This is a genomic window from Pseudomonas sp. NY15372 (assembly GCF_048068215.1).
Lineage (GTDB): Bacteria > Pseudomonadota > Gammaproteobacteria > Pseudomonadales > Pseudomonadaceae > Aquipseudomonas > Aquipseudomonas guariconensis_A.
This window is the reverse complement of the sequence record NZ_JBLUPY010000019.1, coordinates 61,474-78,500: the sequence shown is the minus strand read 5'-3', so window position 1 is coordinate 78,500 and position 17,027 is coordinate 61,474. Positions and strand designations below refer to the sequence as shown.

At 63.7% G+C, this 17,027-nt stretch carries 7 protein-coding genes and 1 pseudogene; 4 read left to right on the top strand and 4 right to left on the bottom strand.

The window, feature by feature from the left end; translation table 11 throughout:
• Positions 1-388: pseudogene (locus tag ACNFG0_RS14860) on the bottom strand (RHS repeat protein); the annotation flags it as partial.
• A 435-nt stretch (positions 389-823) separates the two neighbouring features.
• Between ACNFG0_RS14860 and ACNFG0_RS14855 the strand changes: the two are divergent.
• The 3 genes from ACNFG0_RS14855 (at position 824) to ACNFG0_RS14845 (ending at position 3,698) form a co-directional block, all read left to right on the top strand.
• Positions 824-1,687 carry a LysR family transcriptional regulator gene (locus ACNFG0_RS14855; RefSeq protein ID WP_416765424.1) on the top strand — a complete coding sequence of 288 codons (864 nt, stop codon included), beginning with the start codon at positions 824-826 and terminating at the stop codon, positions 1,685-1,687.
• A gap of 592 nt (positions 1,688-2,279) precedes the next feature.
• The gene (locus ACNFG0_RS14850) at positions 2,280-2,597 is read left to right on the top strand and encodes a DUF3077 domain-containing protein (protein WP_416765423.1); all 318 of its coding nucleotides are present in this window, start codon (positions 2,280-2,282) and stop codon (positions 2,595-2,597) included.
• Positions 2,598-2,780: 183 nt separating this feature from the next.
• Positions 2,781-3,698, top strand: a complete 918-nt coding sequence (locus ACNFG0_RS14845) for an AEC family transporter (protein WP_416765421.1) — start codon at positions 2,781-2,783, stop codon at positions 3,696-3,698.
• Between the two features lie 313 nt (positions 3,699-4,011).
• Here ACNFG0_RS14845 and ACNFG0_RS14840 read toward each other — a convergent pair whose 3' ends face one another.
• The 3 genes from ACNFG0_RS14840 to ACNFG0_RS14830 form a co-directional block, all read right to left on the bottom strand.
• A complete protein-coding gene (locus tag ACNFG0_RS14840; RefSeq protein WP_416765419.1) occupies positions 4,012-6,609 on the bottom strand; it encodes an RHS repeat-associated core domain-containing protein in 2,598 nt (865 codons plus the stop codon).
• Between the two features lie 176 nt (positions 6,610-6,785).
• Positions 6,786-11,927 carry a SpvB/TcaC N-terminal domain-containing protein gene (locus ACNFG0_RS14835; protein ID WP_416765418.1) on the bottom strand — a complete coding sequence of 1,714 codons (5,142 nt, stop codon included), beginning with the start codon at positions 11,925-11,927 and terminating at the stop codon, positions 6,786-6,788.
• Positions 11,927-16,303 carry a SpvB/TcaC N-terminal domain-containing protein gene (locus ACNFG0_RS14830; RefSeq protein WP_416765416.1) on the bottom strand — a complete coding sequence of 1,459 codons (4,377 nt, stop codon included), beginning with the start codon at positions 16,301-16,303 and terminating at the stop codon, positions 11,927-11,929. The genes ACNFG0_RS14835 and ACNFG0_RS14830 overlap by 1 nt, the downstream gene beginning before the upstream one ends.
• Positions 16,304-16,693: 390 nt before the next feature.
• On the opposite strand from ACNFG0_RS14830, the gene ACNFG0_RS14825 reads away from it, so the two are divergent.
• Positions 16,694-17,011, top strand: a complete 318-nt coding sequence (locus tag ACNFG0_RS14825; protein WP_084857992.1) for a DUF2388 domain-containing protein — start codon at positions 16,694-16,696, stop codon at positions 17,009-17,011.
• The last annotated feature ends 16 nt before the right edge of the window (positions 17,012-17,027 follow it).

The following is a 17,027-nucleotide window of genomic DNA, read 5'->3' as shown; positions in this document are numbered from 1 at the left end:
GGGCTTGCGCTTGTGCTGTGGTGTCGGCCCAGACGAACCGTTCGGTCACTCGCGCCTCGCTGTCGCCCACCTGTTCCGTCACGCTCAGCGGTCGGCCAGCCAGCGCCGGGGCCTCGTACTGCCAGGTACGGGTGACCGCCTGGCGCAGGTCGTCGTGGCCGTCTTCGTCGGTAGCAACCTGGGACACCGCCATGAGCGGGCGGCCGGCGGCATCGTTGAGAATTATCGAGGTGCCAGCGTCGACGCTGCGGGTGTGCAAGGCCGTACCGGCAAGGTCCGACCGGTAGATGAAGTTTGCCTTGTCAGTCGCGGCCAAGCGGGGGTCGGCACTGCGTGCCAGGACGCCTCGGGCGTCGTGTTGGTGATGGGTGATGCGCTCATCCGTCACTTGCAGCTCATCTGGCCTACGGCAATAAGCGATAGTGCGTACAGCCAGGCCGCGGTTATCGACAACCGTGACGGTGGGTGTGTTTCGATGCAAAACCTGTGGAAGGTCAGGCATTGGCAATCTCCTCGGCAAATACCCCATAGGGCTTTCAGTGGGCAGCGCCCACGACATCAGGACGCCATTGCCGGCAGTCCTGTGCTGTATGCGAGGATCCTAATCAAGGTCGAATGATAAAAAGACTGGCAAGGCTGCGAGTTGTCTATCGGCGGGACAGATTTGGCGAGTAGCGTTTTTCCTTGACGCTTCGAGATACTTGGCACGATGTAAGGGCCAGACCCAAGCGGCCTCGGGTCACATGCCCGCTGGCCGGTGGCTTGCCGCATACAGCCCTCGGCCTGTAACGTGCGCCCCATCGCCGCCTCCGGAGCCGCTCGTGTGTCCCTCAAAGCCCTGCGTACCCTGGTGACCATCGCCCGCCATGGCACCTTCGCCCGCGCCGCCGACCTGCTCAGCCTCACACCCTCGGCGGTGAGCCTGCACATCAAGACCCTGGAAGACGAATTGCACGTCACGCTGTTCGACCGCAGCCGTCGCCAGGTGGTATTGACCGAGGCGGGGCAACTGGCCGTGGCACGCGCCGAGACCATCCTCGCCGCCTATGACGAGCTGGCCGACACCTTGGCCTGCGGGCCCAGCTTGCGCGGGCGGCTGCGCATCGGTGCGATCCATACCGTATTGGCTCGGCGCCTGCCCAAGGCGTTGGTATGGATCAAAACCCATCATCCGGAGCTGCATGTCAGCGTGTTTTCCGGCATGTCGGCGGAACTGGCGCGCCGGGTCGAGGATGGCGAACTCGATGCGGCGATCACCACCGAGCCGGTGCCGCCCTACCCTCAGAGCCTGCACTACACACCGTTGTTCGAGGACCGCTTCTGGGCCATCGCCAGCCACGAGCTTGCTGGCCAAAGCCTGGCGCAACTGCTGGCCAGCCAGCCGTTCCTGCGCTTCGACAAGCGTGCCTGGGCGGGGCGGCAGATCGAGCAGGAGCTGCGCCGGCAGCGCTTGCAAGTCAACGAGCAGATGGAGCTGGACAGCCAGGAAGCCTTGGCGCGCATGGCGGCCATGGGGCTGGGGGTGGCGATCATTCCCATGGCCGATGACGATCTCGAACGTTTGCCGCCGGCCATGCGCCTGCCGTTTGGCGAACCGCAGCTGGTACGCAGGGTGGTGCTGCTGGAGCATGAGAAGAGCCAGCGGCGGCATTTGAGTGCGGTCTTGAGAATGGCGTTGGAGGCGTGAGGGGCCGCTACGCGGCCCATCGCGGGGCAAGCCCGCCCTCATAGAACAACGCATAACTATTTGATTTTGCAGGTCCTTTGTGGGAGCGGGCTTGTCCCGCGATTAGGCCGGCCCCGATATCACTGTCGCCTGGCAAGGGCTTCGCCCTTGATCGCGGGACAAGCCCGCTCCCACAGGGGGAGGCGGCGCGGTAACTGCTTAACTATTTGATTCTGCAAGCCCGCACCCACACAGCTCGCAAAATCAAAGGTTATACCGGCTTGCCGGCGATTGGGCTGTGCAGCGGCCTGCAAATGTATCTGGACATGCACGAGCCTTGAAACGCTTCCCCTGGGCCGGTACCCTTTGTGCGCTGCTGTAAATCCAGCAGCCGGGTTTGGTCACCTGCGATTAATCAAGGCGCACAAGCGCCCACAATGCGATTCGGTTGGCGCTTTTTTGTGCCTGGCTGTCTCGTGTTATGGCGGCTGTGCGTGGGGCGCATTCGTGCGCGCCGGTTTCCTTGATTCCCGGTTGACCAACCCGCGTACAGTCGCCACCCATTCGTTTGGTCACGTTGAGTGGCGGCTCCATTGAATCAAGGAGCGACACAATGACGAAAGCCATCCCCGACCCACCACGCCGCAGCACGACGGCACCCGCCCTGTTCGGTAGCTGCGAACACAGCCATCCGCCTTTGTTCACCGTCTCTGGCGGTGTAGAACTCGAAGACGCCCTCGTTCATCTCTCCACCCTGCTCAAGGGTGCGGCCGCCAGCAATCTGAAAGCCTTGCAACTAGCCAACGGGACTTGCCATGACCTGCTGCTGGGTAATGACCATGCACTGGATGCCAGCAAGGCGCTGGTCGAGGCGCTGCTCGATGGGTTGGAATTGCAGCTGGTGAAAGGGCCTCAGGTGCGGACAGCCTGATAGAAAGCATTACCTCCATCGCGGGATAGCCCCCCCTCACGCCTCTGTGGGGGCGGGCTTGTCTCACGATGGGGCTACACCATCCCCTGCATTTTTCCTCAACAGTCACCGCAGAAAACAATGATTTTTTCTTTGGGCTGTCGCGACTAGGCTATGCCGGTACCCGACGACGGACCGCCCGAGATGCTCCACCTGCTGCTCACCACCCTGCCCCCCATCATCCTGCTGATCGCCTTAGGCACCCTGTTACGGGTACGTGGTTTTCTTGCCGAAACCTTCTGGCCCGGCGCCGAACGCCTGAGCTACTACGTCCTGCTGCCCTCATTGTTTCTCCACGGCCTGGCCACGGCGAACCTCGAGGGCGTGCCGATCTGGGGCATGGTAGGTGTGTTGATGCTTTCGACCTTGCTTGGCGGTTTGCTGCTGGTGCTCTACCAGGGCGCGGCGAACCATGACGGCGCCGACTTCACGTCGGTGTTCCAGGGCGGCGTGCGTTTCAACAACTACATCGGTGCCACCCTTGCCGCTGGTGTCTATGGCAGCGCGGGCATCGCCCTGGCGGCGGTTGCCAATGCCGCGATCGTGCCGTTGGTCAACCTGCTCTGCGTCCTGGTGTTCGCCCGCTTCAGTGCCCGCCACAGTTCGCCGCTCACGGTTTTGCGGGCGATCTTCGCCAACCCCTTGATCGTTGGCTGTGCCGGCGGGCTATTGTTGCGCATCAGCGGCCTGGGCATGCCTGCGGGCATAGAGCCGACCGTGAAGGCGCTGGGCCAAGCCGCCCTGCCCTTGGGGCTCTTGTGCGTAGGCGCCGCCCTGGGCGGAGCGCGGCTGGGCCACCAGGTACGTCCGCTGGTGGCGGCATCGGTGTTCAAGTTCCTGGTCATGCCACTGACGACCTGGGGCCTGTGCCGCCTGTTCGGCCTGGGCGGCCAGGCTGCGGTGGTAGCCGTACTGTTCCAGGCCCTGCCGACCGCCTCGTCGTCCTATGTCATGGCTCGGCAGATGGGGGGCAACGCCCCGCTGATGGCCACCATCATCGCCATACAGACCCTCGCCGCGGCCGTCACCCTACCATTGGTACTGAGCCTGACGCTGGGTTGAACCCACTGCGCTAGACTGTGAGCCCGCTCGACCATGCGCCCATTGCCGCTGGTGTTCGGCCTGACCCTGGCCCTGCTCGCAGGTTCGTTGAACGCGGCGGGCCCGACCAAGGCCGTCGTGGCCGAAGACCCTGGTGTTGGAAGAAAAGGTGGTCGAAGCCCCCCAAGAAGAAGGAACCCCTGACGCCCAGAATCAATTTGCGATTCTGTACGGAGATCGCTTTATCAGGCCGACTTGGTGAAAATCAGGGCCTGCCTGACGGCAGGCCGTTACCGGCCCGCACACAAAAAATCTGACAGTCCCCAAAAGCACTTCATATATAGAACCCACCGCCTGGACGCGAAGTAGTGCCTATAATTTTTTTCAACGCTACATTTTTCTCGGCGTTACGCTGAACTTCCATAAACTCTCTATAACCCTTCTCAACCTCTGCATATTTATCAATATTGAAATCAGCCGACTCTCGCTCAACCTTGAGCATCTTATGAAGATCTCCTTCCGGCGCAACAGCCCCAGCAAAAGCATCCAATATCTTTACCTTCATTTCTACTGGCAACTCGGCCGACGGTTCACCGCTACGCCCATCATCATTCAATCTCGTCAGATGTGGGCGATTAAGAGATCTTGAACGACCATAAATAACACTCATTTCCGTTTGATGACTAGAGATATTACCCGCGACGTCTTTCCTGACGCCTCTCAAGTCGAAAAATGTGAAACCAACGAACTGACTCGAATCCTTTTCTAACTTTCCCACCAGCTGCTTATGCGAAGGATTCACGCGGGCATGATGCACAATGTTATTGCCCCCATCATGATGCTCGCCTTGATATTCTGTTTGCCAAGAAAAAGAATCCCCACTGTCCCCCTCTGCACGCTTCAAAGCAGTCGGATACATAGAGATTTCTCCACTGCGCACATCCATCACCCCGGTAAAGACATTCCCTTTCTTGGTTCTTTCCAAATAATATTTCGCCATCTCCGTCAGCCGGTACTGTGCGGGTTCCTCGAAACCAACATTCATTTTATAAAACGGCCTCCCCCGCTCGGCATCAAATGCGACCCTTGCCGCTCGGGGTTCGATATAGTGATACACTTTCTTTGCAGGCTCCCTCCCATCCGCATCCGAGAAGCCGACCGGATTGTTTCGCGAAAACCTGTATAAATTAATACCGTCAATTAACTTGCCTGGATCTGCACTCAGCCAGCGCCCCAATTCCGGTTGGTAATAGCGCCAACCGTAGTAATACAACCCGGTCGCATCCTGCTCCTTGCCTGAATAGCGCATCGTCCGTTGTGTCAGGTTGCTCACTTCCTCGGCAGCCTCGTCTCGGCCCACCGTGCCGCCATAGGGCGCGTATTCCTCTCGGGAAATGAGCTTGCCCGAGGCGTCCGTCTCGCCCCCCACACTGCCCAGATGATCGGCGAAGCGGTAGCGCAGCTGGACCGTACCGGTGAGCCGGTCCTCCACGACGCGTACGCTGCCCGCCTCGGTAATGACGATGTGCTTCTGTGGCGCGTCTTGCCCTGCCAGCCACCGCTGGCGAATTTCGCAACCGCCGGCATAGGTCGTGAGCGTGGTCTGCATCGCAGCGCTGACCTGCACCGTATGGACCTTGCGGGTGCGGGTACCGCCGTCGGCGTAGTGGTAGCGCTCGCTGTCGTCATCGCCAGCAACGCGGCTGACGGGGGTCACCTTGCCGAGCTGGTTGTCGGCCAACCATTGCAGCGCCCTGCCGTCGGCCAGCTGCTTTTGCAGGCCTCCTGCCAGGAAGCCGGTTTCCGGTGTCAGGCTGTGGTCCTTCACCATCGCCCGGTTGCTGCCTTCAGAGACGTTCAGTTCCCGGGTGCGGTTACCGGCACCGCCGACATGGCGGATCCTCGTCAGGTTGTTGCCATCGTCGTAGGTGTACTGCTCGCTGTAAGGCGCCCAGACGCTGCCCGATGAAGCCTCGGCGGTGTAGTAACGGGACACCGGCGTACGTTCCCGGCCTGTGGCGCTGGTGAGTCGGTACAGGGTGTCGTAGGTGTATTCGCGTAGTCCGGTGGCCTGTTGGTTGTTGTGCCACTCAGGATCCGCGCCCTTGTCCTCCAGGCTGAGAATGTTGCCCACCCGGTCATAACGGTAATGCAGGTCGCTGATGACCAGCGGCCCCTGCGGATGGCCCGCCGGACGCTCGGTCAGGTGCCGGCTCAGAAGCTGGGTCCTGGGGTCGTATTCATAGCGCTCGATGACGCCATTGCCCGCCGTTTGCGACAACACCACGCCGTCGGCCCGGTACTGGATGTCCTTCAGTGTGACAGCTTCCTTGGCACTGCCCCGCTCCGTGTAGGCCAGGCGCGTCTGGGCCACCGTGCCGTTGATGGCGTATTCGGTGATCGAGGTGACGCCGGCCGCATTGGTCATCGCCAGCGGCGCGCCGGTCGCGTCGTAGGTGCTGGCAAGACGCAAGGGCGCTTCGGTATCGTCCGGCGTGGTCGTCGCCCAGTCCGGGGTCTCGACCTCAGGCTTGAGCAGGCACTGCTCGCTGGCCAGCGGCTGGCCTGTCAGCGAAACGCTCAGCGGCCGGCTGATGCCTGCGTTATTGCGCAGCTCCACCTGGCTCCCAGCCAGGTTCAGCGCCTGCCATTGCGCCTCGCCCAGCGGCGCATATACATACTGCTCGCGCACACGCCCAGTCGATGCGCCCATCGCTGTTTCGGTCTGCGACAGCGGCCTGCCACCAACGCCAGCCGCCTCGTAGGCATGCGTGGAAACTGTGCCCTGGGCATTGCGCGCCCACAAAGGGCGGCCTACCACGTCGGGCAGCGTGAACGCGGCGTCGCCATCGGCGGTGTGCAGGCGCAGCGGTTGGCCGGCCAGCCCCGACACCGTGACCGCATCGGCATTACCCGTGGCAGCGTTGTTCAAGACACGGGCACCGAACAGCCGTGTGCTGCGGCTGAACCGGTGAGTGACGGTGCGACTGACCAATACCCGCGCCGGCGCCTCGGGGGCCGATGGTGTGCGCAGAAAAGCCAAGGTCCGAAAAGGCGCCGTTACCACCGGGGTGGTTGCGTGCAAAGTAGCCATTCCATTCCCCAGGCTCATGGCGCGTCCTCCTGTGCGTGACGTGCCATGACGTCTGACCAGGTATCGTTTTCATCCTCCGACACCGTGAACCATGGGAATACCTGCACCCGACGTTCATACCCGGCGGCGGTCAGCACCTTGTACTCGCGCCCCAACGCGTCGTAGAGGTGGGTATGGGCATAGAGACCTTCCCGGGCGCTATCGTCCCGGACCCAGCGCCAATCGTCGAGGTGATAGGCCAGCCACACCCGTACCGGGTTGCCCTTGTTGTCGAACTCGGTCTGGCCGTTCACTGCCCAGCGGGGGTCCGCCTTCGTGGTGACGGCTTTACCGTCGGCATCGGTTTGCAGCGCCCCCTCGGCGGTGCGCACGAATGCCTCTCCAGGGGCGTCCAGGATGGCCGTTTGCAGCACTTGCCCGCCCCCCTGCAACCTCACCTGCAGCCGCACCGTCTGGAGCGGGTCATCGTCGTAGCGGTCGGTCAGGATAGCGACGACACAGGGCGGCGTACGCGCGGTCATGATCTCTGGCGGGATGATCGCATCCCGCATCAATCGTGCATCCTGCCGTGCCCGGGCCAATGCCCCGCAGCGCTGCTCGGCGAGCTGGCCGTCGGCACATACTGTCAACGGCATCCAACTGTCGGTGATGTAGGTGAACGCTTCGTGGACGGGCAAGGTCGTACCCGCGCGACTCAATGCGACCGCATCCTCCACGGTTGCAGGCGGGGTGAAGTCATCAACCGGGCTCAAATAGCCGACCGGGACGGCACCACGTTCGCCAACCGGCGTCTCGGTCCCATGGAAACGGCTGTACCGCACACGCCCCAACGCATCCAGCGCCACTTCGGTGATGTTGTCGTTGCTGTCCTTGATGCGTATCGGGCGTAGAAAACGCCAATCGGTCGCGACAATCTGCGAGGCGAAGCTGAAACCGTCGGTAGCGCCACTCACCGAGAGGTAATGAGGCGAATATGTCAAAGCGGTTTCAGGTAGCAGCTCACTCTCGCGCACGCATTTGGCCACGCAGAAAGCGGACTGGCCATGGTACGTCGTAATGTTCTGCACTCCACCCCAGACATTCGTGACGGCCGGTGCGTGGGGAACCGTCAGCGGCTTGTAGCCCCCACGCTCGAGCAATGCCTCGAGGTTGTCAGCCTGTACACGCTGGCCAAGTACGTGCGCCAATGGCGCCAGGGCAGCCTGTTGCCTGCCTTCATTGTCCAGCGCCGTAGACAACACCTGCCAATAGAGCAGGTCCGGCGTGATGGCCTGGGCAACGAGCGCCTGTTTCAGGGCAAGCAGCGCTTCGTCGTCATGGGGGTGCTGGTCGGCATAGGCCTGCACGGCCGAGCGCAGTTGATCGCGAGGAATGCCCCCTGGCGTATCGCTGGCTCCCAGCGCGGCCCATAACGCGTCGGCTGCGATCGTCCGCGGCCCGCTCTTCTTTTCCCTCAATGCCGCTTGCAAGGCTTGCACGGTTGCCTCGCGCAGGCGGCCGTCACCCGTGGGCAGTTGCTCCTGTTGCAGGGAAAACGCCATGAACGCCTGGAAGAAAGCGTCAGGCGTCACGTGCTCTTGAACACGCAGGCGCAAGCGACTCGGCACGGCAGGGTCGATCGAACCTGTGGCATCGTCGAGACAGGCATCGACCAGATCGGCCAAGGTCTGGTCCAACATCGGGCCGAACACCTGCAGGTCCAGGTCGTCCAGCAGGGCGGTTTCGGTCCAGGCAACCAGGCCCTGGCGCGTGGGGGTATCCCGCAGCGCGGTACCGGCACTGTCCCGCCAGCGGGTCTTCGTATAACCGTCGAACACCAACGAGCCCGGTTCTGCCAGCAGTTGCGCCAATTGCAGGTTGTCGGCTGTGAACCCTCCTGTTGGGATGCGCCGGTTTTCGCGACCTTCGGGGTTGCCGTTCGGGTGGCCGGTGCCCCACCAGACCACATCGGTGCGGGTATCCTGCGGCAAGCCAACGACAAAATCATGACCTGCCGAAAGGTGGTGGACACGACTGCGTGTCAGGTTCATCCAGCAGTCGTATTGCTGGCTGTCGGCGGTTTCCTTGATCACACCGGCCGGTAGCGTCGCGGGGTAGATTTCCCGCACACTTTCCTCACGTTCCACCTGGGCCGGGGTCAGTTGCCGCGGGTAGGTGATGCTGACGCTGTCCAGATGCACCCCGTGGAGGTCTTGCGCCAGCACGATGGTTTGACTTACCACAGGGTCGCTCGCAACACGTTCGCAGGCCAGCGACAAGGCTTCCAGCACCGTCACTTGCGTGATCGGGTTGTCGCGGTCAGGCTTGCCGTCTCTTCCAAGGCTATCGTATGCACGGACCTGCAGCCGCTGGCGGGAAATGCTGTAGGGCACTGCCGCTGCCGGGTGATCGTCCTCGCCGTACACCTCGGTGCGCATTACCTGGCCACGCACGGCCCGATACAGTTTCCGCCGACGCTCGGCGTTCGCCCCGGGCTCCTCGGGCTTGTCCGCACCGTCTTGCCAGGCGGTGAAGCGGATCTGGCCCTTGCTGAAGGCCTTGTCGATCTCTTCCCGAGCCTGCTCCAAAGGCTTGCTGTCGACCGCCTCGGTGCCGGTATAGAACCAGGTGCACGTGCGCACTGGGGGGGACACCACAGCGGCACGGGCCACGGCATCGGCCTCGCTGCGGCTGTTGCGATCGGTTTGCACGACACAGCGAAAGCCTGCGAACTCGCGTTCTCTGCCATCCCATACGCCCCCCAGGTAGCGGGTTTCGCTGCCCAGTACCAGCCCGGTGATTTCATTGACCTGGGTAACCGTGCAAACGGTATGCACCGGAAACGGAAGGTAACTGACAGCGGTCTTCCCAGCCGCTTGCAGAGCGGCTTTCTCATCCAACCAGCCCTGGGCCGAACTCCGGTAGGTCAGTTCGGTACGACCGCCGACATTGTCCACTACGGTGGTCAACAACCAAGGGCGTATAGCAGCGAAATTCAATACCCAGCTACGCGGCTTCATGTGCGGGACCGTCAAGACCAGGCTCCCCATTCCCAGTCCCCGCACATCCGCGACCTGCAAGCGCCAGGTAGCATCCGGCGTCACATCGGCAGGCGGTGGAATCACACCTTTGTAGCGAAACGCATTACCGCTCTGGTTGCTGAACACATGGATACCCCTACGGCCGATCACCAGCAGGTCCGCAACCCCCGTGCCGTCCGTGTCGGCCAGGTAGATCCGATTGGGCTCGAAGGCCAGGGCACTGCCGTCCTTGACCCTGAGTAGCTGCAGTGAAAACCCCGGCAACGACAGCGGGTTGCCGAACCGGCCATGCCCAAGCGATGGCCAGGCGGTGACGCCGTCGGCGGTGACCTCCACCAGGTCCGAAAGCCCTCCCCCGGTGATGTCGCTGATCGCGACCAGGCGGGAACCATCGCTGCTCGGTCGAGGCAGCGAACGGCCTGGATGAGCCACGGTCTTTTCAGGCGCCCAGCCGCCCGTCCCAGCGGATGGCCACAGGCGCACACTGGCAGGGCCGATCATCACCAGGTCCGCCAACCCCGTACCGGTCAGGTCGGCTTGCAGCGCAGCCGGGTGATCGAACTCGACCGGGAAGCGCGCAAAAGGCTTGAAGCCGCCCCAATGCCCATCCGGTTGCAAGGTGAAACTGCCCCGCATGCCGTGCAACGCCATTATCAGCTCTGGTTGGCCATTACCATCGAGGTCGGCCAATTGCGCCCTGCCGCCAAAGGGAAGCCGATGCAGGGGAGTCGCCGCAGCCCAGGTTATCCGGTCATCGAGGGGGGCGTCGAAAAGCCCGGCGTACCCAGGCGCCAGCCTGGACGCAGTGCCCTCGCCGTCCCGAACCGGCGCCCGATACCACCAGGCGCCATCATCCTGGTAGAGCAACCCTGGAATACCCTCACCGTACAGGTCCGCCATCTGCCAGGACTCGTGGCTGAAGCCGTCCAGCGCGGACACGGGTTGCCACTGCGTTGCGTCAGGTAATACCTCGGGTGGCTCGGACAAGGCGAACTCCACCGGTGGGAAGGACACCGCCGTGCCATTGGCCTCGTATGCCAGTGTCTGGGCGGCGCACAGTTGGGTGAGCAACGTGGACGTTTCATAGGTAAGGTGAAGGCGCGATACCAACTGCGCCGTCGCATCCTGGGAGGCGGCATCGGCCATCATGGCCGTGCGGTGCCAAAGCAGGATGTCGTGACACAGCCGGCGGGTGCGGACCTCGAACCCATAGCGGCGCAGCGACAGCGCATCGTCCCGGGCAGGCCAGGTCGCCGTGGTCGCCAGTGGCGGAGCCTGGTCGGCCAGCGTGCCGCGCTCGCCATAGTCGAACACCAGCAACGCCAGCCACTCGTTTTCCCAGGCATCGGCCGGGCCCATGCCAGGTCGCAGGAAATGCAGCGCCGGCGTACGGTTCATCCAGTACAGGGTATCCGGGTACAGGCCGGCCACGTGCGGATGGTCGGCAAGCTCCTGCACCGAGCAACCCGCGTTGTCTTCCTGGCGCCAACGCCAAAGAATGTGCTCGCCTCGGGCCGTGACGGTCTCCTCGATACGCCACTCGGCCACACGCGAAGGGTCCTGTGGATCGGCCAGCCTGGCATCGGGCGACCAACCGTAAAGGGCCAGGCCGCCGTCGGGTGTGAAGTCGATCCAGAACGTGCGGGCCACCGCACCGTCCGTGCCAGCTTCCTGCCAACACTCGATACGCGAATTCAGGCCCGAGAAGCGATCCTGGTAACGGGTAACGGTGTAGGTACCACTGTCGGTATCGGCAAAGGGAAGGCGCGTTTCGGTACGCACGGCGTCCTGGGTGCGCAGCAGCTCATCGCCACTGGGCCCGTTCAGGCGGTCGGTGCCATCGTAACGGGGAACGCCGTGCTGCGTACGCAAGCGGATCGCCGGCAGCGAAAGCTGCCAGCCCATCCCGAACACACCATTGCCGCTACCGTTGCTGTAGGCCAATGCCAGTTCGGGCGCCAGGCCGCGGGCCGGTGCCGCCGACACAGGCAGAGGGATCTGCCAGCCGGCACCGCCGTCCGGCCCGCCGACCGACAATGCCCCCGCACTACCACCAAGGGTACCTCCACCCTTGGGCAACGAAGGGGGTGTGAAAAACGGGTTCTCCTGGGCAACGGCCTGATTCGTCTCACTCATCATGCTGCGCGACCCCGCAGCACATCATGGGCGGTGTCGTTCTCATCCTCAGCCACCGTGAACCACGGGTAGAACTGTGTACGCCGCTCCCAGCCCGCCGCAGTGATCACCCGGTACACACGGCCTAAAGCATCATACAAGTGAGTGTCGGCGTAGACCCCCTCACGCGCGCTGGCGTCGAACACCGGGCGCCAGTCATCCAGATAGAATGGCAACCAGGTGCGTACGGCTTGCCCTTTGTTGTCGTACTCGGTCTTGCCGGTCACGGCCCAGCGCACCGCAGCGTGCCGGGTCACGGCCTTGCCGTCGGTGCCCACCTCGAGCCCTCCCTCGGGCGTGCGAACCAGGGCATCACCTGGAGGGTGCAGGACTGCGGTCTGCAACAGATGACCGCTGCCATCGCTGTAGGTGATATTCAGGCGTACTTGCTGCTGCGGGTCACCGTCGTAGCGATCGGTCTGCAGGCTGCAGATATGCGGGGGTTCGCGCCCCTCGGCCAGATCCAGCAGCTTCAGGCCGTGGGCCTTCGCCATGCGTCGCAGCGCCAGTTCGCCGGTGCGGGTGGCCAAGGGGTTGCCCTGCCGGTCACGCGTCAGGGGCATCCAGCTGTCGGCCACTATCCGGTGGGCGGTCGCCACGGGCACTTCGCCGCCCTTGAGCGCGAGCATGCCTTCGACCGTTTCTGGCACCGCAAAGGCTCGCCCGCTGCAATAGCCGGTCATGATGCCTTGCTCGGTACCATGGAAACGCGTCTGCGATACCCGGCCCAGGGCATCGATGGCCACTTCCCGCGTATTGTCGTTCGGGTCGACCAGCGCTGTCGGCGTCAGGTAGCGCCAGTCGTAGCGCAAGGTGGTTTCCAGACCGGCGGCGTCGGTCACCTTCGCCACCTGCAAGGCGTGGGGAGTCCAGTCGATCACCGTCTCGCCCATCAGTTCGCTTTCCCGCACGCCAGCCAGCCGATAGAAACCGGCGGCTCCAAGATATCGGGCCAGGCCATGGCGGCCGGTGTATACGGGCAAGTTGTCCTCAGGCAGCTGAACAGTGTGATAGCCGGCCTTTTCCAGCATCTGCGCCAACGCCTCATCCGACATCAGGCCTTTGAACACGTCCACGCAGGCCTCATCCAACATGGCGGTTTCGGTATAGGCAGCCAGGGCCTGGCGTACCGGTGCAACGCTGGGGTTTCCTGCCTCGTCGCACCACTGGGTGCGGACATGGCTGGCCAAGGTGGCGCTGCTCAGGTCATCGAGGGGGCTACCTGCAGACGACAGGTTCTCGACGCTGAAACCGCCCCTCGGTACCTGGGTAGGCGCCAGTTGCAGGACATCCGTGCGGGTCGCCTCCACCAGGCCTACCACATGGGTAGGGCCGGCGTCGAGGTTGCGTACCCGATTGCGCGACAACGTCAGCCAGGCGTGCTGCTGCTGAGGGTCGCGCGCTGCCAGTTCCAGGCCGTCGGGGAAGGTATCCGGATAAGGCGACGGCGTGGACGCAGGCCTGCGCGGGTAACGCAGCTCCACGGCGCGCGCCACATTGCCGTAGCGGTCCTGCTCGAGCACGACCGACTGGGAGACCACCGGGTCCTGCGCGATGCGTTCGGTGGCGAAGGTCAGGGTTTCCACCGGCGTAACCAACGCCGCAGGCTTGCGTGCGTCTGCGGTTTGATACAGGCGCACCTGCCAACGCTGGCGGGTGATGCTGTAGGGCACCGAAGCCAATGCGCTGCCATCGAGGCCATAGGTTTCGGTGCGCACCGGCATGCCCTTCAGGGCACGCAGCAACCAGCGACGCGTCTCGCCTTCAGGTTCAACGGGCTCATCGCGTCCATCGGCCCCCAGGCGCGTGATACGCAGTGGGTTCAAGGGGAAGTCGCCCTCTGCCGAACCTTGCCCTGCAAAGGCACCTTCCTGGACGCTGTCATAGGCTTCGATGCCGCTCAGGAACCAGCTGTGTACCTGCGCAGCCGGCGAACGCTCTACGCCGGTACCCTGTGCATCACTCAGGGTGTCGGTCTGGATCAACCGGGTAAACCCACGGAACTCGCGTTCCACCCCGTCCCAGATACCACGCAGGTATTGCATGCCGCTGACGGTACGCAGCCCGCTGATGTCGTCGATCGCCGTGACTCGGCTGAGCATGTGCACGGGGAACGGCAGGCGACTGACCGCCGGTTTGCCCTGGGCCTTGAGTGCCGCCTTTTCATCCAGCCAGCCTTGGGCCGAGCTGCGGTATTGGAACAGGGTGCGGCTCCCGGTATTGGTGCACACCTCGGCGAGCAGCCATGGCCGGGTATCGTTGAACCGATACGTCCAGGTGCGTGGCGTCATATGCGGCACGGTCAGCACCAGCTCGGCCGTGCCCTGGCCGCGCAGGTCGGTCACCTGCAGCAGGCAGGTGTCGTCGAGAGCGACCCCAGCGGGTGCCGGCACGGACGGCCCCTCCATGAAGCGGTTGCCGGACTCGCTGATGAATACACGGATACGGTCCGCCTCTAGGTAGAGGATGTCGGTGGTGCCGCTACCGTCGGTGTCCCCCAGGAATATGCGCGACGCGACGAAATCGTTGACCGCGAAGCCTGGCACGCGCACCGGTTCACCGAAGCGGCCATGGCCGAGGGACGGCCAGTAGGTCACGCCCTGGCCGGTGATCTCCACCAGGTGCTGCTGGCCACTGCCGACAGGGTCGGCGAATGCCACCAGGCGGTGCTCGCCGCCTTGCATGGGTAATGGGGTCTTCCCGTCATAATTTGTTTCAACGGCCCTGTCCCAGCCCGCGCTCGCGGCGCTGGCCCACAGGCGCACACTTCGCGGCCCGATCATGACCATGTCCTGCAGGCCGCCTCCGGTCAGGTCGACCAGTTGCGCAGAGGGGTGCAGCAGTTCCGAGGGCATCGCCTGCAGCGCAATGAAGCTGCCCCATTGGCCATCCGGCGCCAAGGTGAAGCTGCCCTGCAGGCCGGGTTGGGTCACTAGCCATTCCGGGCGGCCATCGCCGTCGAGGTCGGTCAGCGACCCACCGACCAGCGAGGGAGCCAGGGGCAGTACCTGCGGCTCACCCCAGGTCACTGTATCGGTGGTGGGTTCCCCCTTGCGCTCCGGTGCCCGGTATCGCCAGGCGCTGCCGTCCTGGTACAACAGCCCGGGCAGCCCCTCTGCGTACAAATCGGCCATTTGCCAGTGCGGCGGGCTGAAGCCATCGAGCTCCGGCAGTGCTTCCCATTGCGGCGCCTCGCGCCCTGGGCGGCTCAGTTCGAACTCCACAGGTGGCAACGACAGCGGCGTGCCATCGGGCTCATAGGCGACCTGCCGAGCCGCCACCAGCAGGGTCGCCACAGCGGAGGGTTCATAGCTCAGGTGCAGCCGAGACACCAACATAGGGGTTGGGTCGCTTTGCCCTGCCATCATTCGGGTGCGATGCCACAACACGACGTCATGGCACAGGCGGCGGATCCGGTTGTTGAACCCCCAGCGCCAGAAGGACAGGCAATCCTCGCGCACCGGCCATTGCGCCGTGCTTGCGAACGGCGGTGGCGTGTCCAGGTCGGTGCCGCGCTCACCGTAGTCCAGCAGCATCACGCTCATGAAATCGTCGGCACGAAAGGCGTGCTCCGGCACCAGCAGCGCAGTCGCTGGCGTGGCGTTCATGGCATAGACACCCGTAAGGTACTGGCTCGCGACCTTCGGATGGGCAGCCCGCTCGTCTTCGTCGCAGCCAGCTGCATCTTCGCCGCGGTAGGTGTACACCACATGCTCGCCTTTGGCGCTCACGGTTTCCTCGGCGTACCAGCCGGCCACCCGCGTCGGGTCGTGCGGGTCGCTCAACCGGGCGCTGGCCGACCAGCCGAACAGCGTGATGCTGCCATCGGCGTGGTAGTTGAGCCAGAAGCCTGGCGATTCGGGTGTCTCCTGCGAGCGCCAATGCTCCAGGCGCTGATCCGGTGCGCCACTACGCGACACCCAGGTGGTCACGGTGTGGGGCGCCTGTACAGCAGAAAACGGCAGGGTGTTCTCAACCCGTGGCATGCCTTTGTCGCGCAGGATTTCTTCGCCATCCGGCCCCACCAGGCGGTCTTGCTCGTTGTAGCGAGGGATACCGAAACGGCTCATGCGGAACACCGCGGGCGGCGAGCAATTCCAGCCTGCGCCAAAGGCGCCGTTGCCCCCACCGGAGCTGTAGCCCAGCGTCAGCTGCGGTGACAGTTCACGCCCGACGGGCAGTGGCAATGGCAGAGACCAGCCCGCCGCGCCATCGGCGCTGCCGACGGACAACATTCCGCCGCCTGCGGAAACGGTGCCGCCCCCCTTGGGCAGCGCGGGTGGGGTGAACAGGGGTTCACGGCTCGTCCCGGGGGAAGCGCCAGGTGTATCGGACATGATCTGACTCCGTGTCAGCCCTCCCGGTTGCCCTGGGAGGTGAGGAAATGGAAGAAGCATCAGGCGTCGGCATCAGGACGACCAACGCCGCCTGGCAGCACGGCGATGCCGCAGAGGTAAGAGCTATCGATAGAAAAATCTTATGCGGGTACGCCAGGCCGATGAACTCGCAGGGCTAGGAGCTATACAAACCGTGCAGACCTGGACGAAACCTTCCATGACCCTCCCGGCCCACGACATCGGGAAGGGCTGGGTGATCCCTCACAAGACAAGGTATGCGCCGCGAATGCGGTTGGAGATAAGCCTGTTCGGCCAACGGAACTCCCAGCGACCTTCGCCGCTCTTAACAACATGCAGTAAATCCCTTGGGCTTCACCTGGAGGTCTTGCCATGCGCCACTTACTGCTCGTCCCTTCGCTGTTGCTCCTGCTGCCAGCAGGCGCAGCCCTGGCCCGTGTGGATGCGGGCGATGTCGCCACGTCGGCGGGGATCTCCGCCTCGCTGTACTCAACCTTCAAGGACGACAAACGGATCATTCCGGCCAGGGATGAGCTGTCCGCCTTCATCGCCAGCGGTGGCGCCATCCGTGGCGCCTATGTGGAATCGGCACTGGAGCAGGCCCGCAAGGCCAACCCAGGCCTGCAGGTCAGTGACGAGGAGCTTGCCAAGGCCCTGCTTTCCCAGGACCAGCCGTTGACCGATAACTGAGCCCTGGTGGGGCTGC